The 19,957-nt window shown below is 73.1% G+C and carries 18 protein-coding genes and 2 tRNA genes; 15 read left to right on the top strand and 5 right to left on the bottom strand.

What is annotated here, in order from left to right; translation table 11 throughout:
• The first annotated feature begins 39 nt into the window (after nucleotides 1-39).
• The 6 genes from IE272_RS31420 to IE272_RS31445 all read left to right on the top strand — a co-directional run bounded on the left by IE272_RS31420 (nucleotide 40) and on the right by IE272_RS31445 (nucleotide 5,526).
• Complete coding sequence (locus tag IE272_RS31420) at nucleotides 40-1,074, top strand: hypothetical protein (RefSeq protein ID WP_050359787.1); 1,035 nt, start codon at nucleotides 40-42, stop codon at nucleotides 1,072-1,074.
• Nucleotides 1,065-2,684 carry a hypothetical protein gene (locus IE272_RS31425; RefSeq protein ID WP_050359748.1) on the top strand — a complete coding sequence of 540 codons (1,620 nt, stop codon included), beginning with the start codon at nucleotides 1,065-1,067 and terminating at the stop codon, nucleotides 2,682-2,684. Before IE272_RS31420 ends, IE272_RS31425 begins: the two co-directional genes overlap by 10 nt.
• Nucleotides 2,685-2,712: 28 nt before the next feature.
• Nucleotides 2,713-4,047 (top strand): AAA domain-containing protein, encoded by a 1,335-nt coding sequence (locus tag IE272_RS31430; protein WP_032793285.1) that lies wholly within the window; start codon nucleotides 2,713-2,715, stop codon nucleotides 4,045-4,047.
• A gap of 96 nt (nucleotides 4,048-4,143) precedes the next feature.
• Nucleotides 4,144-4,485, top strand: a complete 342-nt coding sequence (locus IE272_RS31435) for a DUF8844 domain-containing protein (protein WP_047176776.1) — start codon at nucleotides 4,144-4,146, stop codon at nucleotides 4,483-4,485.
• A gap of 290 nt (nucleotides 4,486-4,775) precedes the next feature.
• Nucleotides 4,776-5,462: a bifunctional DNA primase/polymerase gene (locus tag IE272_RS31440; RefSeq protein ID WP_190009168.1), complete on the top strand. Its 687-nt coding sequence runs from the start codon at nucleotides 4,776-4,778 to the stop codon at nucleotides 5,460-5,462.
• A tRNA-Lys gene (locus tag IE272_RS31445) sits at nucleotides 5,453-5,526 on the top strand. Before IE272_RS31440 ends, IE272_RS31445 begins: the two co-directional genes overlap by 10 nt.
• A 67-nt stretch (nucleotides 5,527-5,593) precedes the next feature.
• Here the strand turns inward: IE272_RS31445 and IE272_RS31450 are convergent.
• Nucleotides 5,594-6,835, bottom strand: a complete 1,242-nt coding sequence (locus IE272_RS31450) for a M6 family metalloprotease domain-containing protein (protein ID WP_056707148.1) — start codon at nucleotides 6,833-6,835, stop codon at nucleotides 5,594-5,596.
• A 386-nt stretch (nucleotides 6,836-7,221) separates the two neighbouring features.
• Here IE272_RS31450 and IE272_RS31455 point away from each other — a divergent pair, with 386 nt between their 5' ends.
• Complete coding sequence (locus IE272_RS31455) at nucleotides 7,222-9,147, top strand: putative bifunctional diguanylate cyclase/phosphodiesterase (RefSeq protein ID WP_056707150.1); 1,926 nt, start codon at nucleotides 7,222-7,224, stop codon at nucleotides 9,145-9,147.
• Nucleotides 9,148-9,177: 30 nt separating this feature from the next.
• Here IE272_RS31455 and IE272_RS31460 read toward each other — a convergent pair whose 3' ends face one another.
• Together IE272_RS31460 and IE272_RS31465 are read right to left on the bottom strand one after the other, a co-directional pair.
• Nucleotides 9,178-10,344 carry an LLM class flavin-dependent oxidoreductase gene (locus IE272_RS31460; protein WP_050359745.1) on the bottom strand — a complete coding sequence of 389 codons (1,167 nt, stop codon included), beginning with the start codon at nucleotides 10,342-10,344 and terminating at the stop codon, nucleotides 9,178-9,180.
• 143 nt (nucleotides 10,345-10,487) lie between these two features.
• On the bottom strand, nucleotides 10,488-11,252 hold the full coding sequence (locus IE272_RS31465) for a maleate cis-trans isomerase family protein (protein ID WP_190009171.1): 765 nt from the start codon (nucleotides 11,250-11,252) through the stop codon (nucleotides 10,488-10,490).
• Nucleotides 11,253-11,496: 244 nt separating this feature from the next.
• Between IE272_RS31465 and IE272_RS31470 the strand changes: the two genes are divergently transcribed.
• The 8 genes from IE272_RS31470 (at nucleotide 11,497) to IE272_RS31505 (ending at nucleotide 17,550) form a co-directional block, all read left to right on the top strand.
• On the top strand, nucleotides 11,497-12,471 hold the full coding sequence (locus IE272_RS31470) for a D-2-hydroxyacid dehydrogenase (RefSeq protein WP_190009172.1): 975 nt from the start codon (nucleotides 11,497-11,499) through the stop codon (nucleotides 12,469-12,471).
• Nucleotides 12,472-12,698: 227 nt separating this feature from the next.
• Complete coding sequence (gene ehuB / locus IE272_RS31475; RefSeq protein WP_050359742.1) at nucleotides 12,699-13,601, top strand: ectoine/hydroxyectoine ABC transporter substrate-binding protein EhuB; 903 nt, start codon at nucleotides 12,699-12,701, stop codon at nucleotides 13,599-13,601.
• Between the two features lie 18 nt (nucleotides 13,602-13,619).
• Entirely contained in the window at nucleotides 13,620-14,351 is a 732-nt protein-coding gene (ehuC, locus tag IE272_RS31480) for an ectoine/hydroxyectoine ABC transporter permease subunit EhuC (protein ID WP_073958624.1), read from the top strand.
• Nucleotides 14,348-14,989 (top strand): ectoine/hydroxyectoine ABC transporter permease subunit EhuD, encoded by a 642-nt coding sequence (gene ehuD / locus IE272_RS31485; RefSeq protein WP_190009174.1) that lies wholly within the window; start codon nucleotides 14,348-14,350, stop codon nucleotides 14,987-14,989. The genes ehuC and ehuD overlap by 4 nt, the downstream gene beginning before the upstream one ends.
• A complete protein-coding gene (ehuA, locus tag IE272_RS31490) occupies nucleotides 14,979-15,836 on the top strand; it encodes an ectoine/hydroxyectoine ABC transporter ATP-binding protein EhuA (RefSeq protein ID WP_050359739.1) in 858 nt (285 codons plus the stop codon). The genes ehuD and ehuA overlap by 11 nt, the downstream gene beginning before the upstream one ends.
• 167 nt (nucleotides 15,837-16,003) lie before the next feature.
• Entirely contained in the window at nucleotides 16,004-16,762 is a 759-nt protein-coding gene (locus tag IE272_RS31495) for an IclR family transcriptional regulator (RefSeq protein WP_057663039.1), read from the top strand.
• Nucleotides 16,763-16,802: 40 nt separating this feature from the next.
• Nucleotides 16,803-17,375 (top strand): hypothetical protein, encoded by a 573-nt coding sequence (locus IE272_RS31500; protein ID WP_073958622.1) that lies wholly within the window; start codon nucleotides 16,803-16,805, stop codon nucleotides 17,373-17,375.
• Between the two features lie 101 nt (nucleotides 17,376-17,476).
• A tRNA-Lys gene (locus tag IE272_RS31505) sits at nucleotides 17,477-17,550 on the top strand.
• A gap of 52 nt (nucleotides 17,551-17,602) precedes the next feature.
• Here the strand turns inward: IE272_RS31505 and IE272_RS31510 are convergent.
• Nucleotides 17,603-19,255, bottom strand: coding sequence for an AMP-binding protein (locus IE272_RS31510; RefSeq protein WP_190009176.1), 1,653 nt, complete (start codon nucleotides 19,253-19,255; stop codon nucleotides 17,603-17,605).
• A gap of 26 nt (nucleotides 19,256-19,281) precedes the next feature.
• Nucleotides 19,282-19,872, bottom strand: a complete 591-nt coding sequence (locus IE272_RS31515) for a lytic polysaccharide monooxygenase auxiliary activity family 9 protein (RefSeq protein ID WP_050359735.1) — start codon at nucleotides 19,870-19,872, stop codon at nucleotides 19,282-19,284.
• Nucleotides 19,873-19,957: the final 85 nt, after the last annotated feature.

Genomic DNA, 19,957 nt, shown 5'->3' on the forward strand with positions numbered 1-19,957 from the left:
CCCGGCTGCAGACGGCGGGCCCTGCTCGACGGCGCCGGGGTGGACAAGGGCGTGCTGGCCACCGCGCTCGGCTCCCCCGCCCCCTTCGGGCAGTCCCAGTTCGCCTTCATGCGGGGCAACGCGTTCGAGGCGAAGGTCAAGGCCGACGGCGGCGCCGAACTGCTGCGCCTGCTGTACGAACGGCTCGGCGGCGGTGCCGAGGCCCCGGCCGGGGACGCCGCCACACCCGATCTGAGCGCCGCCGGTCCCGAGGGCCGTGCCGCGCGCACCGCGCTCGCGCTGCGGGAGGCCACGGCGGCGGGCGGCTGGGCGCTGCTGGACCACCCGATGCTGGCCCTGGAGGTGGCGGGCTCCCCCGCCTATCTGGAGCCCGACGCGGTCGTGGTGCACCCCGACGGCCGGTGGACGGTCGTCGAGATCAAGTCATTTCCCATGATCGACGCGTCGGCGGACCCGTCGAAGGTCGGCGCCGCCGCCCGGCAGGCCGCGGTGTACGTGCTGGCGCTGGAGCGGGTCGCGGCGGTGACCGAGGGTGCCGAGGTCGGACACCAGGTGCTGCTGGTCTGCCCCAAGGACTTCTCGAACCTGCCGACCGCCTCCGTCGTGGACGTACGCAAGCAGCGCGCCGTGACCCGCCGGCAGCTGACCCGGCTGACGCGCGTCGAGGACATCGCGGCGGGGCTGCCGGAGGGGACGACGTTCGATCCGGCGTGTCCGCCCGAGGAGCTGGACGCCGCCGTGGCGGCGGTGCCCCCGGCCTACGCCCCGGAGTGCCTGGCCGCCTGCGAGCTGGCCTTCCACTGCCGGGCCAGGTCCCGGGCCGAGGGGGCCGTGGAGACGCTGGGCCGCAGCGTGCGCGGTGAGCTGGGCGGGCTGACCACCGTGGCCGGGGTGCTGGCCGCCGCCGCGGGCAAGGAGGGCGATCCCGCAGATCCGACGGTCGCCGCCCTGCGCCGGGCCGCCGCCCTGCGGGCCGAGGCGCTGGAGAGTGCGGAGGCTCTGCGCGACGGGACACGGGAGAGCGGCTCCGTGCCGCGCGCCGGGGCGCCGGAGGGTGCTGCCGCATGTCGCTGATCACCACCCTGGCCCGGCTGGAGGCCGTCGACACCGGCCGCGCCCAGCCCCTGGCGACGGTTCGCCACCGCCATCTCACCGACCGGCCGCTCGTGCTGGTGCCGCTGACCACCGCGGGTGAGGCCGGGGCCCCGCTCGGGGCGCTGGTCGGCACGGACCGGGAGGCGCCCCGGCTGCTGGCCGTCGCCCAGCCGCGCGACCGGGACCTGCGGTTCGCGTTCCTGGCCGAGCTGGCGGAGGCCGTCCTGCCGCACATCGAGGCGTACGCGGACGTCGTCGAGCCCGCCGAGCGCAACGAGACCGACCCGGCGACCGGCAAGAAGACCAAGGTCGAGGTCGAGCTGTGCACGGACGCCGCCCAGCTGATCGTGCCGAGCCGGGCGGGCGTCGAGTTCGTCCGGCTGCTGGGCCGCTCCATGCGCTTCCGCCGTACCGCCGAGGACGATCCGGACACCCCGTATCCGGCCCCGGCCCGGGTGCCGCTGCTCGGCCGCTGGCTGACGCACTACGGGGAGCGGGCCCGGGTGCCCGGCTCCTCGCTGCTGCCCGCCGTCACGGATCTGCTGAACCGGCACTGGGCGACCGGGCAGAGCAGCCTGGAGGACCAGCACCTGGGCGCGCTGCTGGCCTGGATCGACCCGCCGGCCGGCTCCTCGGGGGCCGAGGCCGCGCTCCGGGCCGAGCTGGCCCGGGACGGGGAGGGCCAGTTGCTCTGCCCGCCGGCCGGTCCGGCCACCGACCCCGACTTCGACAACCGGCTCCTCGCCCCGGCGATCGAGCGGTACGACCGGGCGCGCACGGCGCTCGCGTCCGCCGAGGACGGTCTCGCCGCCGATGCCCGCCTCGGTGAGCTGAGCGCCGCCGAGCGGGAGATCCGCTCGTTGCTGGCGCGGGTCATGCTGCCGACCTGGGACGCGGTCTGGCGGGGTCTCGACCTGCTGCGGGAGCTGCCCGAGGGGTCCCGGGCCGAGGACCGCTGGACCCGGGACCGGTGGTCGTTCACCGCGCACCGGGACCGGGTGCGCTCGGGCGAGCCGCCGCAGCCGCGCCGCGACGACGCGGTGACGGCGGCCCAGAAGCTGGCCTCCCGGGAGACCGCCCAGGCCCAGCTGGAGGCGCAGGAGGCGCTGGACGATCCGCTGGTGCTGGCGGGTCGGCGGCTGGCGGGCGAGGCGTTCCTCGCCACGGTGTCCGAGGTGGAGATGGCGTACACCGAGTCCAAGCGGCCCTCCCCGCGCCCGCTGGTCACCGTCCGCACGGACGAGCGTCCGCACCTGGGCGAGCGGACGAAGGTCTACCGCTCGCTGGAGGGCAAGCCGCAGACGGCGGAGTTCGTGCGGTACGCGGACGGGCCTCCGGCCGACGACGGGGAGATCCCGCTGGTGCTGCGGATCCTGGACCGGATGGGCCGGGGCAAGGAGCCCGCGCCCGGTTCGGTGCCGGAGCCCGGCGAGCGGATCGCCTGGACCCTGTTCGAGCACGACCAGCGCGGCGGCCCGAAGCTGCCGGACCCGGAGGAGACGCCGTGGACCCACGGCGGCCCGCCGGGCGCGGACGCCGCGACGCGTGCGGAGCGCCCCGACCCCGTGACCCCGGAGGACCTGCTGTGACCACCGCCGTCTGTGAGGGCCTGCTGTGATGACGACCGTCTTCGACCCGGGCGCGGCGGCGGCGCGCGCGACCGACGCGATCCTCGGCGACACCCTGCGCGGCAGCGCCCGGGGCATCGTCGTGGACTCGCCCCCCGGCGCGGGGAAGTCGACGCTGGTGGTCCGGGCGGCCCTGGAGCTGGCCGCCGCCGGGCATCCGCTGATGGTGATCGCGCAGACCAACGCCCAGGTCGACGACCTGGTGGTGCGGCTCGCGGAGAAGGACCCGGAGCTGCCGGTGGGCCGGCTGCACAGCAACGACTCCGACCCGTACGACAAGGTCCTGGACGGGCTGGAGAACGTACGGAAGTCGGCGAAGGCGGCGGATCTGGCCGGGCTGGACGTGGTGATCTCGACGGCCGCCAAGTGGGCGCACGTGAAGAACGTGGAGCCGTGGGGGCACGCGATCGTCGACGAGGCGTACCAGATGCGCTCGGACGCGCTGCTGGCCGTGGCCGGGCTGTTCGAGCGGGCGCTGTTCGTCGGGGACCCGGGCCAGCTGGACCCGTTCTCGATCGTCGGCGCGGACCAGTGGGCGGGGCTGAGCTACGACCCGTCGGCGAGCGCGGTGTCCACGCTGCTCGCGCACAATCCGGAGCTGCCGCAGCACCGGCTGCCGGTGTCGTGGCGGCTCCCGGCGTCGGCGGCCCCGCTGGTGTCGGACGCGTTCTACCCGTACACGCCCTTCCGCAGCGGTACGGACCACGGGGACCGGAAGCTCTCCTTCGGGGTGGCGTCGGACGGTTCGGGGCCCGACCGGGTGCTGGACGAGGCGGCGGAGTCCGGGTGGGGGCTGCTGGAGCTGCCCGCACGGCACACCCCGCGCACCGATCCCGAGGCGGTACGGGCGGTGGCGCTGGTGGTCCGGCGGCTGCTGGACCGGGGCGGGGTCGCGACGAGCGAGCGGGCCGAGGACCCGGTGCCGGTGACGGCGGACCGGGTGGCGGTCGGCACGGCCCACCGGGACCAGGCGGCGGCGGTGCGGGCGGCCCTCACGGAGCTGGGCGTCACAGGGGTCGCGGTGGACACGGCGAACCGGCTCCAGGGCCGCGAGTTCGACGTCACGGTGGTGCTGCACCCGCTGTCGGGGCGTCCCGACGCGACCGCGTTCCACCTGGAGACGGGCCGCCTGTGCGTGCTGGCCTCGCGGCACCGGCACGCCTGCGTCGTGGTGTGCCGGGAGGGGGTGGCCGACCTGCTGGACGAGCACCCGTCCACGGAGCCGGTCCAGCTGGGCGTCACGGTGAAGTTCCCCGACGGCTGGGAGGCGAACCACGCGGTGCTGGCCCACCTCTCGGAACGACGGGTGCGGTGGCGCCCCTGAGCCGGGGGCGCCCCGGCCCCCTTGCGCGGGGTTGGACAATGGAGGGTGGCCGTCCGGATCTTCCGGTCATCAGGTCGTCCGAGGGAGGAACACCACATGACACAGTCCGAGCGGAACGAACGGCAGCGGCTGCGCCCCGCGCCGCTGCTTTTCGAGCCGTCTCAGGCCGCGGCGGATCCGGAGCACTTCTTCGACCTGGAGTCGCTGGAGGACCCCCGTGAGCTGCTGGCCCGTGCGACCGAGCTGACGCAGGCCTTCCGGGCGGCGACGGACCGGTCGGTGGAGTTCCAGGCGATGGCGGCGGCCCAGCTCGCCGACCCGCGCCGGTTCGACCGGCTGACCCCGGCGGACGTCGCGGAGCGGGCGGAGTGGACCGAGGACTACGCGAAGAAGATGATCGAGTTCGGCCGCTCCCTGCTCGACGCGCCCAGAGCCTGACCCACGGGGCCCGGCCCAGAGCCTGACCCGCGGGGCCTGCGGAGTCCATGGGGCCAGCGGGGTCCACAGTGCCTGCGAGGCCCGCGGGGGTCCACAGGGCCGATGTGGCCTGTGGGGCGGCCGGGGCCGATGTGGCCTGTGGGGCGGCCGGGGCAGATGCTGCTACGCCAGACCGGGGGTCAGGTCCCGTGGCATATTCCGGCGGGCAAGATACCCCTCCCCCTCCCGGCCTGTCCCGGTTTCCGGCAACTCTCGGATTCCTTTCCGTCACTCCCGGTAGACCTTGCTGCATGAGCGCATGGCTGAAAGACGAAACGACCCTGCAGACCGGTGCCGTCCCGCACCACGGCGTCGACATCTTCGCCCTGCTGCGGGACCAGTCCGGACCCCAGGCCGCACAGGTCACGGCGGCCGGCGCCGCCTGGCTGGCGGGGGCCGCCCCCTACCCGCGCAGCACGCTCGCCCACTGGGAGGAGCGCCCCAAGGCCCCCGGAGTGCTCCCCTGCGGTTCCGCTTTCGACGTCGTGAACGTTCCGGCGCTGTTCGGGCGGCGGATGCTGGAGCAGCTCTGGGCCGAGGGGCCCGGCTCCGGTCCGGTCGCCACGCACCGGGGCCGCATGCTGCTGTTCGCCGCCCCCGGAACGGCCCAGCGGCTGCCCTCCCTGCTCGCCTGGGAGGAGTGGGGATCCAGCGGTTCCGGGGACTCCGGGGAGCAGCGCGGCGCGGTGCCGCCGCTGCTCTGCCACGGCACCGGTGACGCCGTGACCGTACCGCCGCTGACCTGCGCGTCGTCCGACGGCGGGCCGCGCTGGGTGGTCGCCCCCGACACCCGTAATCCCTGGCTGCCCGGCCCCGATGTGCTGCTCTGGGCGTGTGTGCGGGTGAGCCGTTCCACGTCCTCCCGGGGCACCGCGCATGCGGTTTTTCCTCGGGCGGATCAGGGTGCTAATGTCTACGACGTCACCAGGCGCCGTTAGCTCAGTTGGTTAGAGCAGCTGACTCTTAATCAGCGGGTCCGGGGTTCGAGTCCCTGACGGCGCACAGACGGAAGAAGCCCCTCGCGGAAGCGGGGGGCTTCTTCGTGTGCGGAGGCCTCTGCCCGGCCGTTTCAGACGCCGGTGGTGATCCGGACGGTCCAGGAGCCGGACGGGGTGCGGTCGGCGACCTCGACGCGGGTGTCGTCGCCCGGCACGGTGAAGGTCTCCCCGACCCCGAGCGGGGCGTCGGCCAGCGGCGGGTAGACCGAGCGGTCCCAGCAGGCCCCGGTGTTCGGGTGGGTGTCGACCACCTCGACGGGCCCGCCGCCGGAGGCCGTCTCGCTGCGGACGCGGTAGATCAGGATGCCCTCGGCGCAGGTGCCCCGGTCGTTCCCGGTGGCGCTGCGGGCCTCGATGGCCAGGGCGCTGTCGGCGCCGGTGCGGACGACGGCGAGCCGGGTGCCGATCGACCCGCCGGGCACCGGGGCGGCGGCGACCGGTTCCAGGGTGAGGTCGGCCGAGCCCTGGACGCAGACGACCTGGCGTCCGCCGAGCCAGCCGAGCTTCCACTTGTGCCAGCCGAACAGGTCCGGGGCGAGGCCGAACTGGCTGCCCATGACGTCCCAGTCGCCGACGTGGGTGTCCCAGTCGCCCTTGCCGTCGGTGGGCCGGTGGTAGAGGTCGGCGAGGTCGAAGACGTGCCCGGTCTCGTGGGCGAGGACGTTGCGGTCGGGCGGGTGCTGCTCGAAGACCGTGACGACGCGCCGGATGTCGCTGTCGTCGGCGCGCAGCGGCCGGTCGAAGTTGACGACCTTGGTGGCGTCGGAGTCGACGCCGGGGGCGTCCGGGTCGGCCACCAGGTAGACGACGTCGTACCGGGAGAAGTCCACCTCCGGGTCGGCGGCGTCGATGGCGTCGCGCAGGTAGGCGGTGCGCCGCTCGGCGTTCCAGTCACGCTCTATGCCGTACCAGGTGGAGTCGCGGGGCATCTGCGTCCAGGCCCGCTGCGGATGGGGGCGCAGGGTGAACCGGCCATAGCTGGCGCGCTCGAAGAAGCGGGTCGTGGCGGGGAAGTGGTCGGCGGTGAGCGCCTCGGGGGTGAGCGTGGGCTCGGAGTCCGGGAAGGACAGGAAGATCATGACCGCGTCGAGGCCCTGGTCGGGGCGCGGGTACGCCGTGTTCCAGGTGTTCAGGCCGAGCGAGTGGTGCGCCGCCGTCCGGGGCAGGGCGCAGGGGGCGGCGTCCCTCGCGGCGGCCGCGGCGGGGCCCGCGACGAGGGACGTGGCGGCGAGCGCCAGGAGGGAGGTGGCGGCGGCGGCCAGACTGCGCAGCGGCGGCCGTTCCGCTCCCCCGGGTCCGCGACGGCACGGCACATCGACCTCCGGGTGGGGAAACACGGTGCTTCCCGTCCACCCTGTGCCGCTTCACCACGCCACGCCCTGTTGTGCTGCCCCACACGGGTCAGCGGTCAAAATCGCCGCCCACACCTTCACGGAACGTCACTGACAGTCATTCCAGCCTTCCGATGAAACAGATCCGCACAGAAATGATCAGGATCGGGCAAAGCGGAACGCCTGCTCCCGTCCCCTCGCGGACCCGCACGATGGCCCGGACCGGACGGTGAGCTGGAACGGCCGACGCGGCACCCTCTATGCTTCACCACGCTTTCCCGCGTGGAACGGGCCCGTTCACGGGACCGCCACCCGGTGGCCAGTCCGACCCCACCAGTTCACGACGACCTTCACAGCGGGAGCGAGCGGTGAGCGGAACCTCCGAAGGGCCGAGCGCCCCGGCAGGCACGGCCTCCGGCGTGCCCCCCGCGCCGGTCACGGAGCGTCATACGACGACGATGGACCCGTCGGCCACGGACGCGCGGGCCACGGCCCCGTCGCCCGCGGGCCCACCCCCCGCCGGGGACGACCCCGCCTCCTCCGAGCTGCGCGACTACCGGGCCGCCTTCAACGCCGCCACGCTCCCCATGGGCGTCGTCGACGGCCGGGGCCACGTCGTGCGGGCCAACGAGGCGCTCGGCGGGCTGCTGGGGACCCCGGCGGCGGTCCTCGCCGGGCGGCAGGCGAGCGAGCTGCTCGACCTCGCGTCCGACGACCGCACCTGGCACGCCTATCGCGAGGTCCTCCTGGGCCGCCGCTCCCGGTTCCGCTGCACCCGTCGCCTCAAGCACCCCGACGGGCGCACCCTGTGGGCCGAGATCACCGTCGTGCCGATGACCGGCGCGTCGGCCGCGGAGCCCGCCCGGGTCCTGCTGACGGTCGCGGACGTCAGCGACCGTCGCGAGCTCCAGGAGCGGCTGCGTCACCTCCAGATGCACGACCCGGTGACCCGGCTGCCCAACCGGACGCTGTTCTTCGAGCGCCTCGCCTCGGCCCTGGAGACCCCGCCGTACCAGGACGACTCGATGCCGCCCCGGCAGCACGCCCGCATCGGGCTCTGCTACCTCGACCTGGACGGCTTCAAGGCCATCAACGACACCCTGGGGCACCGGACCGGGGACCGGCTGCTGGCCGCCGTCGCCTCGCGGCTCACCGACTGCGCCGAGAACGACGCCTCCCGCGGCCCCGGCGGCAGCCGGCTGGTGGCGCGCCTGGGCGGCGACGAGTTCGCGATCCTGGTCGAGGACTCGGCGGGCACCGAGGAACTCGCCGAGCTGGCCCGCTCGGTCCTCGCCGCGCTCCAGCAGCCGTTCGACCTCGCCGGCCAGCGGCTCTCGGTCTCCGCGTCGATCGGGGTGGTCGAAAGGGCGGCGGCGGGCACCTCGCCCACCGGTCTGATGCAGGCCGCCGACACCACGCTGTACTGGGCGAAGGCGGACGGCAAGGCTCGCTGGACCCTGTTCGACCCCGAGCGCAACGCCCACCGCATGACCCGGCAGTCCCTCTCCTCCACGCTCCGGCCCGCCGTGGAACGCGGCGAGTTCACGCTGGAGTACCAGCCGCTGGTCGGGATGGCGGACGGGGTGCTGCGCGGGGTCGAGGCGCTGGTGCGCTGGAACCATCCGCAGTTCGGCGTGCTGCCGCCGAATCGGTTCGTCCAGATCGCCGAGGAGGACGGCTCGATCGTCCAGCTCGGCCGGTGGGTGCTGCGCACCGCGTGCCGGCAGGCGCGGCGCTGGCAGCTGGACCACCCGGACGAGCCGCCGCTGTTCATCAGCGTCAACGTCGCCGTACGGCAGGTCTGGGACTCCGACCTGGTCGCCGACGTGGCGCAGATCCTGGCCGAGACCGGCCTGGCCCCGGGGCTGCTCCAGCTGGAGCTGACCGAGTCGGCGGTGATGGGTTCGGGCGGCCGGCCGCTGCGGGCGCTCCAGGCGCTGAGCGACATGGGCGTACGGATCGCCATCGACGACTTCGGGACCGGATATTCGAACCTCGCCTACCTCAGCAGGCTGCCCGTCTCCGTGCTGAAGCTGGACGGGGCGTTCGTGAAGGGCTTCCGGTACGAGGACGGTACGCATCCGAGCCCCGCCGACGAGACCATCGTGGAGGCCATGGTGCAGCTGGCGCACCGCCTGGGCCTGACCGTCACCGCGGAGTGCGTGGAGACGGCCGGGCAGGCGGAGCGGCTGCGGCGGATCGGCTGCGACACCGGGCAGGGGTGGCTGTACTCGCGGGCCGTGGCGCCGGAGCAGATCGCCGGGCTGATCGGGTCCCGGCCGCTGGAGGGCTGACGCCCCGGCCGGCCGGGACCCGGGGCGGCGTTACGCGGCCGCGGGCAGGCCGTACGCGTCCGCGATCAGGTCGTAGCTGCGCAGCCGCGCCTCGCCGCCGTGCGCGTTGGCGGTGATCATCAGCTCGTCGGCGCCGGTCCGCTTGGCCAGGTCGTCGAGGCCGCCGCGGACCTCGTCGGCGGTGCCGTGGATCACGTTGGCGAGCCAGCCGTCGACGAACTCCCGCTCCATCGGGGAGAAGTCGTACGCGGCGGCCTCCTCCGGGCTCGGGATCAGCCCCGGACGGCCGGTGCGCAGCCGGACCATGGACAGGGCGCCGGTCAGCACCTGGCGGCGGGCCTCGCGTTCGTCGTCGGCGGCCAGCGCCGAGACCCCGATCAGGGCGTACGGGGCGTCCAGCACGGCGGAGGGCCGGAAGGACTCGCGGTAGAGGTCGAGCGCGGGGATGGTGTTCTGCGCCGAGAAGTGGTGCGCGAAGGCGAACGGCAGCCCCAGCGTGCCGGCCAGCCGCGCGCTGAAGCCGGAGGAGCCCAGCAGCCAGACGGGCGGCCGGTGCGCGGACTGCACGCCGCCGGGGGCGGTCGCCTGGACCGGGCCCGGCACGGCGTGGATCCGGGCGTACGGGTGCCCGTCGGGGAAGTCGTCGTCCAGGAAGCGGATCAGCTCCATGAGCTGCTGCGGGAAGTCGTCGGCGCCCTCGTTGAGCCGGTCGCTGCGGCGCAGGGCCGCCGCCGTCGCGCCGTCGGTGCCGGGGGCCCGGCCGAGGCCGAGGTCGACGCGGCCCGGGGCCATCGCCTCCAGGGTGCCGAACTGCTCGGCGATCACCAGCGGGGCGTGGTTGGGCAGCATGACGCCGCCGGAGCCGAGCCGGATGCGCTCGGTGTGGGCGGCGATGTGCGCCAGGATCACGGCCGGGGAGGACGAGGCGACCCCGGGCATGGAGTGGTGCTCGGCGACCCAGAAGCGGTGGAAGCCGCGGCTCTCGGTGAGCTTCGCGATGTCCACGCTGGTGCGCAGGGCCTGGGTCGCGGTGCGGCCCTGCCCCACGGTGACCAGATCGAGGACGGACAGCGGAACGGCGGCCGTTCCGGCTGCTGCGCCCCGGATTCCGTCGGCGTCGGCCGGGCCGCCGCTCGCGCCCCCGGTCGCGTCACCCCTCGTGTCGCTGCGGGTCTCGTCGCCTCGGATCTCGTCCACGTGTCGGCCTCTCCCGGTGCTGCTGTCGTACGGCTGCGTATCGGAGGGGTACAACAGGAGGATGGCTCCGTTTATTCCCGCACATCACCCGGGGCCCGCGTCCCGCCGACCGGGCGCCACGCCCCGACGACCGGGCGGCGAGGCTACTCCCGTACCTCGATGCCCTTCGGCTCCAGCGACCTCAGCACCGGCTCACGGGTGGCGAACAGGGTGCCCAGCATGGGGGCCCAGGTCCGGCGGTCGGTGAGGCGCAGCCCCTCCCACACCGTGACCTGGTTCGCCGTGAGGACGGGCTTGCCGAGCAGTTCCTCCAGCTCGGGGACGTACGCGGTGGTGTGCAGCGAGGTGTCCGGGATCAGCACCACCTCGGCGTCCGGGTGGTCGGCCTCCCGCGCCAGCCGCTTCACCCGCTCCGGCTCCCAGGACCCGGCCCCGGCCGACGAGACGGCCCCGCCGGACGCGGCGGCCACCACCTCGACGCCCGCCGACGCCAGGAACTCCACGAAGAGCCCGGTGACGTCCTCGGGGTAGGGGGCGGCGACGGCGACCCGGCCCGCGCCCAGCTCCCGTACCGCGTGGACGAAGCCGATCGAGGTGCTGGAGGCGGGCAGGCCCGCGCTCCGGGCGAGCGTGGCGACCTGCTCGTGGGCGCCCTCCCAGCCCTGCCCGAAACTGCCGCCGCTGGAGGCCCACAGCAGCGCCTCGGCGCCGGCGAGGCGCAGTTCCTCGACGCCCTCGGCGATCCGGGCGGGGGCGCCCTGCTCGCGCAGCGCGTCGGCGCGGTAGGCGCCCTCCCCCGTCTCGGTGGAGAACAGGGGCAGCCGGATGTCGGTGTCGAGCAGGATCTCGGTCCGCGGGAAGTCGTCCTCGGCGGCGTGGCCCGGGTAGAGAAGTCCTACGGTCGTCATGTCCACCCTTCCTGTGCGTCGTCGGCTCGCCGCACGGTGGGCGACCCCGCCAGGGGGTCGCTGCGGGCCTTCCGGACGCTCCGGCGGCCGTGACCGCGCGACCGGTCACTCTTGCCCCGACTTGTTCCCAGTATTCCCCCGGGCGAGCACCGGGGCGCGCGGCCGGGCCTCGTTGACGAAGGGGGAGGCTGCTGCGAGCGTGGGCCATCCGTACGTCCGCTCCACCGCGGAGGGCTGACCACCCATGCCGGATCCCGTCCTGCTCGTCCTCGACGCCGCGCCCTCCCCGCGGCTCGGCCGGCTGACCGGCCGGGTGGACGTGCGGCACGCGGACGCCTCCTCGCTCGCGGGGCTGCTCCCGGAGGCCGATGTGCTGCTGGTGTGGGACCTGGCGTCCGACGCGGTGCGCAGGGCCTGGCCGGGACCAGGGGCGCGGCCGCGCTGGGTGCACACGGCGAGCGCGGGCGTGGACCGGGTGCTCTGCCCGGAGCTGGCCGCGTCCGACACGGTCCTCACCAACGCGCGGGGCGTCTTCGAACGGCCGGTCGCGGAGTGCGTGGCGGGTCTGGTGCTGGCCTTCGCCACGGATCTCCCCGGTGTCCTGGAGTGCCGGCGGGAGCGGCGCCCGTCCGACCGGGAGGGGCAGCGGGTCGCCGGATCGCGGGCGCTGGTGGTGGGCGCGGGGCCGATCGGCCGGGAGATCACCCGGCTGCTGCACGGCCTGGGGCTCACGGTGGCGCTGGTGGGGCGGAGGGCCCGGCGCACGATCCACGGGGTGGCGGATCTGGACCGGCTGGCGGCGCGGGCGGACTGGGTGATCGCGGCGGTCCCGCTCACGGAGTCGACGCGCGGGATGTTCGACACCCGGTTCTTCGGACTGCTCCAGCCGTCGGCACGGTTCATCGACGCGGGGCGCGCGGCGACGGTGGTGGAGGCCGACCTGGTGGACGCGCTGAACCGCCGCTGGCTCGCGGGGGCGGCGCTCAGCACCTTCCAGGAGGAGACGCCCGGCCCCGGGAGCCCGTTGTGGGACACCCCGGGGCTCGTCCTGACTCCGCACCTGGGCGGGAACACCGCAGGCTGGCGCGACCGGCTGGGCGAGCGTTTCGTGGCGATGTACGAACAGTGGTCGCGCGGCCTGCCGTTGCCGAACACGGTCGACAAGTGCCTCGGTCACGTTCCGTCGACCGACCTCTTCGAGGACGACACCGCGCGCTGACGCGCCGCACGGCGTGACCGGCCTCTCCCTGACTCGCTGTCATGAACCGTTCCGGCGGGGGAACACGCCCCGCACACCTCTGGTCGCACTCCGCCCCTCTTCGGGCACGGGAAGGTCACCTTCCGGCCACTGTTGGGTTACATGCCTCCGGCTTCCTGCATAGACGTCCGGGATCGGGCAGGGGCTCAGTCTGTCCGGACTGTTCGACCTCCAGGAGATTGCGAACCATGGCTGAATTCCCGAACCTGTCCCGCCGGGGCTTCCTCAACGGATCGGCTGCCGTGGGCGGCCTCCTCGTCGTTCCCGGCCTCCTCACCGCGTGCAGCAAGACCGACTCCGGCTCCGCGACCGGTGAGGGCGCCCTGGACAAGCTCCGTAAGCAGGGCTTCGTACGGGTGGCGTACGCGAACGAGGCCCCGTACGGGTACCTGGAGGGCAAGGAGCTCAAGGGCGAGGCCCCGACGCTGCACCGGGAGATCTTCAAGGCCCTCGGGGTGGACGAGCTGAAGCCGACGCTCTCCGAGTGGGACGGGCTGATCCCCGGGCTGCAGGCCGGGAAGTACGACGTGGTCAGCGCGGGCATGGCGATCACCCCGGAGCGCTGCGGCAACGCGATCTTCTCCGAGCCGGAGTTCATCTCGCCGACCGCCCTGATGGTGAAGAAGGGCAACCCGAAGAAGATCACCGATCTGGCCTCCGCGAAGGAGGCGGGGATCACCGTCGGTGTGATGTCGGGTGCGGTCGAGGGAAGTTACGCCAAGGGCGCGGGCATACCCGAGGACAGGATCAAGACGCTGCAGAAGCCGCAGGACGGGGCCGACGCCGTCAAGGGCGGCCGGATCGACGCCTTCCTGCTCACCGGCATCTCGCTGCGCTGGCTGGCGAAGACCAACCCGGACACCGAAGTCACCGAGGCGTTCGTGCCGCAGCTGGACGGCAAGGAGCAGTTCTCCCCCGGCGGCGCGGTGTTCCGCAAGGGCAACGAGGACCTGCGGGACTCCTTCAACCGCGAGCTGAAGAAGATCGTGTCGGACCGCTCCCGCTATGTGCAGCTGCTGGAGCCGTTCGGGTTCGGGGAGACGGAGATCCCGCCCGCCGACCTGAAGACCGCGGATCTGTGCAAGGGCTGACGGGGCGGACGCGCACGCATGAGTGACTTCTTCTCCCTCCTCGTCGAGGAGTTCCCCCGGGTCCGCTCGGGCCTGTGGGTGACGCTTCAGGCCACGGTCCTGGGCGCGCTGCTGGCCGGGGTCCTGGCCTTCGCGCTCGGCCTGATGGCGGGCAGCCGGCTGCTCCTGGCCCGGGGGTTCTCCCGGGTGGTCGTGGAGTTCTTCCGGGGCACCTCCCTCTACATCCAGCTGTTCTGGCTCTACTACGCGATGCCGCTGCTGACCGGCTACGAACTGACCCCGGTCGTCTGCGGCGTGGTCGCGTTCGGCCTCAACTTCGGTGCCTACGGGGCCGAGGTGGTGCGGGGCGCGGTCAACTCCGTGCCGCGCGGCCAGTACGAGGCGGCCATCGCGCTCAACCTGAGTCCGACCAGGCGGCTGTGGAAGGTGATCCTGCCGCAGGCCTGGGTGCAGATGATCCCCTCCTTCACCAACCTGTTGATCCAGCTGCTGAAGGCGACCCCGCTGCTGTGGCTGATCTCCGCCGCCGATCTGATGACGGTGATCCAGCAGCTGCGCGACCGTACCGGTGAGACCCTCACCGCCTATCTGACGCTGCTGGCCGCCTACTTCGTCCTGGCGTACGCGCTGACGATGCTGATGAATCTGCTGGAGCGGAGCGCCAAGCGGCGACTCGGCCTGGACACCGGCGCGAAGAGCCTGTTCAAGAGCCGCAGCGCGTCCACGACCGCCGTGGGAGGTACCCGGTGAACGGCTTCGACTGGAACGCCGTCGGGGAGTCCCTGCCCCTCCTCCTGGAGGGGTTCAAGGTCACCCTGCTCGCCACGGTGCTCGGCACCCTGGTGGCGGCCGTGCTGGGGCTGGCCGTCGCGATGGCCGGGCGCGCGCCCAGCAAGTTCGTGACGGTCCCGGTGCGGCTCGTCACGGAGTTCGTCCGCTCCACCCCGCTGCTGGTCCAACTGGTGGGTGCGGCTGCCCTGTTCAACACGGTGGAGCCGCTGTACATCGGCATCACCGTGCTGGGCGTCCACTACGCCGCGTACACCTCCGAGGTCTACCGGGCGGGGATCGACGGTGTGCCGAAGGGCCAGTGGGAGGCGTGCCGCGCGCTGTCGCTGTCGCCCCGGCGCACCTGGCAGGCCGTGATCCTGCCGCAGGCGGTGCGCAACGTGCTGCCCGCGCTCGGGAACTACGCGATCTCGATGTTCAAGGAGACGCCGTTCCTCGCCGTGATCACAGTGCAGGAGATGGTCTTCGAGGCCCGGAAGTACGGGGCCGAGCAGTTCGCGTACACCGAGGTGTTCACCCTCGCCGGCCTGATCTTCCTGGTCGCGAGCTACCCCACGTCGCTGTTGATGAGAAAGCTGGAGAAGCGCCTTGGCCACTGAACCCCTCCCCCTGAAGAAGACGGAGTCGCCGGGGCCGGCCGGAGCCCCCGAGGACGCCGTCCCGGCCACCGGGCGCACGGGTGAGCCGCTGGTGCGCTTCGACAAGGTGGTGAAGCGCTACGGCGACCATGTGGTGCTGGACGAGCTGGACTTCACCGTGGACCGCGGTGAGCACGTCACCCTGATCGGGCCCAGCGGCTCGGGCAAGACCACGATCCTGCGGCTGCTGATGACGCTGGAGAAGGTCAGCGGCGGGGTCATCTGGGTCAACGGCTCGCCGCTGACCCACGTCCGCGCCCCGGACGGTTCACTGAGGCCCGCGGGCGAGAAGCAGCTGCGCGAGTCCCGGAAGAAGATCGGGATGGTCTTCCAGCAGTTCAACCTCTTCCCGAACATGAAGGTGATCGAGAACATCACCGAGGCCCCGGTCAGCGTGCTCGGCAAGAGCCGCGAGGAGGCCGAGGTGCGGGCACGGGAACTGCTGGACCTGGTCGGGCTCTCCGCGAAGGTCGACGCCCACCCCTCGCAGCTCTCCGGCGGCCAGCAGCAGCGGGTCGCCATCGCCCGCGCCCTCGCGATGGAGCCGGAGATCCTGCTCCTGGACGAGGTGACGTCGGCGCTCGACCCGGAGCTGGTGGCGGGCGTGCTGGAGCTGCTGGGGGACATCGCCCGGAACACCGACATCACCATGCTCTGCGTGACCCACGAGATGAACTTCGCCCGGGACGTCTCGGAGAAGGTGCTGATGTTCGACGCGGGACGGGTCGTGGAGTCCGGATCCCCGGAAAAAATCTTCTCCGATCCGTCACACGAACGTACGCGCGAGTTCCTCAACGCGGTGCTGTGACCTCGCAGTTGCGGTTCCGCCCATGACGGTGGCATATGCCAGGCGGGTGCGCCCCAGATGACAGCTCCGGGGCGCGCCCACCGACCCGTCAACTGCCGCCCCGCAGGGGCGTTCCGGCGGCTATCGTGGGGCGAAAGCTTGCGGTCACAACCTGGTAGGGGGACACCGTGGCGTTGAAGCCCGAGCCGACCGCGCCGTTCCACTCGGTGCAGTACGCCCTGCGCGTGCTCGAAACGGTTTCCAAGCACGGCAACGGTGTGACCGATGCCCAGATCTCCCGCGAGACGGGGCTGCCGACCGGCCACCTCGCCTCCCTGCTTCTCACGCTGCGCCGCGAGGGATATGTGGAGCAGGTCAGCGACGGCGCGTACGTCATCGGCGCCTCGTTGCTGCTGCTCGGCTCCGGGGCGGCCCGCCGCCAGGCCCTGGAGGACCGTCTCCAGCACACCCTGTCCGAGCTGCGCGACTCCGTCGGCGCGGCGGTCTATCTCAGCCGCTATGTCGACGGCGAGGTCAGCGTGACGCAGGTCGCGGACGGACCGCTGACACCGGCGGTCAACGAATGGGTGGACTTCCGCTCCTCCGCGCACGCCAGCGCGGTCGGCAAGTGCCTGCTGGCCCAGCTCGACCACGACGGGCGGCGCGACCACATCTCCCGGCACCGGACGGCCCGGCTCACCTCCCGGACGATCACCAACGAGAAGATCCTCTTCTCCCAGCTGGACGCCCAGTCCGCCACGGTCCCGGTGCTGGATCTCCAGGAGTACGCGGTGGGCACCGTCTGCGCGGCCGTGCCGCTGACGGCCGGATCCGCAGCGGGCTGCCTCGCCCTGTCGCTGCCGATCGAGGACGCGCACCGGCTGCGGGCGGCGGCCGAGACCCTCAGCCGCCGGGCGGCGCCGGTTCTGCTGTCGCTCGCGCTGTAGCGGCCGGGGGCCGGTGCGCACGGGCGGTAGCGTCACCGCCATGTACGCACCCATACCCGCGCTGAACCTCCTCAAGGAGTTCGAGGACGGCGTCGAGGACTACTTCGCGCCCGGCTTCGAGCTGATCGCCTTCGGCGAGGACGACGGCGGCTACCCGCAGCTCTCCGACCGGATCCGGCCCTTCGCCCAGGCCACCGGCTCCGGCTCGACGTACGCGATCTGGCTGCTGGACGACCGCGCCGACCTCGCCACGCTGCCCGTGCTCCTCCTGGGGGACGAGGGAGGCGTCCATGTCGTCGCCCGCGACCTGCCCGAGCTGCTGCGGGTCCTCGCCTCCGGCCGGTCCCCGATGTGCGACTGGGACGGCGTGGACTACTACGACGAGCGCGAGGAGGAGGACGGGGACGCAGGGGACGGGGACGCAGGGGACGGATACGACCCCTGCCCGGAGAACCCCGCTTTCCGGGCCTGGCTGCGCGACCGTTTCGGCCTGGAGGCCGCCGAGGACCCCAATGCGGTCGTCCGTGCGGCCGGGGCCGAGCTGGGGGACGCCTTCGCCGCCTGGATCGGCCCGCTCGTCCCGGACGCGGTGGCCGCCCGCGGGACGGCGTAGGCGGGGCCCGGGCGGGCCCGGCCTCCCGGGGCCCGGAGGGCGGGGCTGCGAGGGGTGTCATCAGCACTCTTCCGGACCAGGTATTATTTTCGAGTCAGCAGGCGCCGTTAGCTCAGTTGGTTAGAGCAGCTGACTCTTAATCAGCGGGTCCGGGGTTCGAGTCCCTGACGGCGCACGACACGCAGTGGCGGTCTTCTTCACGAAGGCCGCCACTGCGCTTTTCCCCCTCACACCGCTCTGCCGTGCTCCTCGTACCGGGCCAGCAGGGCGGCGAGCCCCTCGGCGTCCAGCGGTGCGTACGAGCCGTCGCCGTACCGGTCCCACCAGACCGGGCCGGGGCAGCGGAAGCCCGCCCGGCACAGCGCCACCCGGTGGATCTTGTTCGTCGCGGTGACCGGCATCCGGTCGAGGATCCGGACGAACCGGGGGGCCATCTTCGTCCCCAGGTCCGGCTGGGCCCGCAGGAACGCGGCGAAGGCCGCCGGGTCGAAGGCCGCGCCCGCCCGGAGGGCCAGGGCGGCCATCACCTGGTCGCCGGTGACCGGGTCCGGGACCGCGTAGACAGCGGTGGCGGCAGCCTGCTCCCAGCGGGCCAGGATGTGCTCGATCGTCGCGGCGGCCAGGTTCTCGCTGTCCACGCGGAGCCGGTCGTCGGTGCGGCCGGCGAAGTAGAGGAAGCCGTCGGCGTCCCGGTAGAAGAGGTCCCCGGTCCAGTACCAGCCGCCGCGGGCCCGCTCCGCGTCCGCCTCCGGGTTGCGCCAGTAGCCCTCGAAGGGCGTCGGGCCCCGGTTGACCAGCTCGCCGATGGCCTCGTCCCCGTTGAGCAGCCGCCCGCCCGGGCCGAAGCGGGCCGGGGCCCGCTCCTCACCGCTGTCCGGGTCGACGACGGCGAGATCGTCGGCGGGGGCGGCCCGGCCGATCGCGCCCGGTGGGGTGCCGGGGGTGCGCTGGATGGCGGCGCCGCCCTCGGAGGAGCCGTATCCCTCGACGAGCCGCACCCCGAACCGCTCCCGGAACCGGGCCGCGTCCACCGCGCCGGCCTCGGTCCCGAAGCCCAGGCGCAGCGGGTGGTCCCGGTCGTCGGGGTGCTCGGGGGTGGCCAGCAGATACTGCACGGCCCGCCCGACGTAGGTGAAGTACGTCGCCCCGTAGGCGCGTACGTCGTCGAGGAAGGCCGAGGCGGAGAAGCGGGGGCGCAGCGCTATCGCGGCTCCGGCGGCGAGTGCGGGGGCCCAGTCGGCGAGCACCGCGTTGCCGTGGAACATCGGCATGCAGATGTAGTGGACGTCGTCCGGCCGTACGCCGAAGTGTCCGGCGAGGGACGCGCCGGCCCCGGCAAGCCGGCCCTGGGTGCAGATCGCGGCCTTGGGCGCGCCGGTGGAGCCGGAGGTGAAGTAGAGGAGCATGCGGCTGTCGGCGCCGACCGGGGCGACGACGGCGTCGCCGGGCCGGGCGCCCGCGTAGGGGGCGAGCAGGGCGGCGTACGCCTCGGTGTCGGTGACCAGGACCCGTACGCCGGGCAGCTCCAGTCCGTCGAGGAGCGGCAGGTGGGTGCGCTCGGTGATCAGGACCGGGGCTTCGGTGTGCAGGATGTCGCGGGCCAGCTCGGGGCCGCGCCGGGTCGGGTTGATCCCCGCGACGGCGGCCCCGGCCAGGGCCGCCGCGCTGAGCCACAGCGGGAATTCGGGGGTGTTGTCGAGCAGTACGCCGAGATGCGGCTCACCGCCTCGCGGAAGGAGGTCCGCGAGGAGCGCCGCCCGTGCGGCGGCGCCCTCGACCACCTGGTGATGACTGAGCACGGTGGGGCCGTGCTTCAGGGCGGGCCGGTGGTCACCCCATTGACGTCGTACGAGCTCCGCGACGGTGCCGGTACTTCTCATGGCGCCGCACGATAACTGAAAGAGCGTCAGAACTTAATGTCGGAGCAGGCGTAGAACGCGTTCTGGGTGTCCGCCACGTTCCACACCGCGAGGACGATGTGCTTGCCGCTCTTCTGGGTGGGGATCGTGCCCTGGTGGGTCAGCGTGGCCGGCGGCTGCTGGTTCCCGTAGGGCACGGTCATGAAGGGCTGCGATTCGAGCGCGGCCCGGGTGAGCGGCTTGGTGGAGTCCCAGCCGTCCTTGGTGATGTAGTAGCGGAAGTCGCTGGTGGAGTGGCGGGCGGTGAACTGCCAGCGGAAGCTGTAACCCTGCCCGCCGGTGACCTGGGTGGCGGGCCAGTTGCCGCCACGCGGGTCGTCGAGCTGGGCGAACTGCCCGTTGCCGCCGGAGCAGATCTTGCCGTCCGCCGGTCCTGCCGCCGGGAAGCCCTTGAGCCCCTCGACGCTCTGCGGCTCCCACTGGATGTTGCCGCAACCGGTCACCGTGCCGTTGGCACAGAGCTTCTGACGGCTGATCGGGGAGTCCGTGTAGCCGTGGCTGCTGGCGCTCGTGGTCGCGAGCACCGAGACGCCCGCTATCGCCAGACCGATCACGGCCGCGCTTGCCTTTTTCCGCATGGGCTGTCGCTCCTCTAGAACGTGGGGGAGGTTCCATGAGCATTGCTCGACTGCTGCGCGCTTGGTACGTGGTGCGTGGTGCTGT

It is taken from the genome of Streptomyces anulatus (assembly GCF_014650675.1).
In the GTDB taxonomy this organism is placed as follows: domain Bacteria; phylum Actinomycetota; class Actinomycetes; order Streptomycetales; family Streptomycetaceae; genus Streptomyces; species Streptomyces anulatus.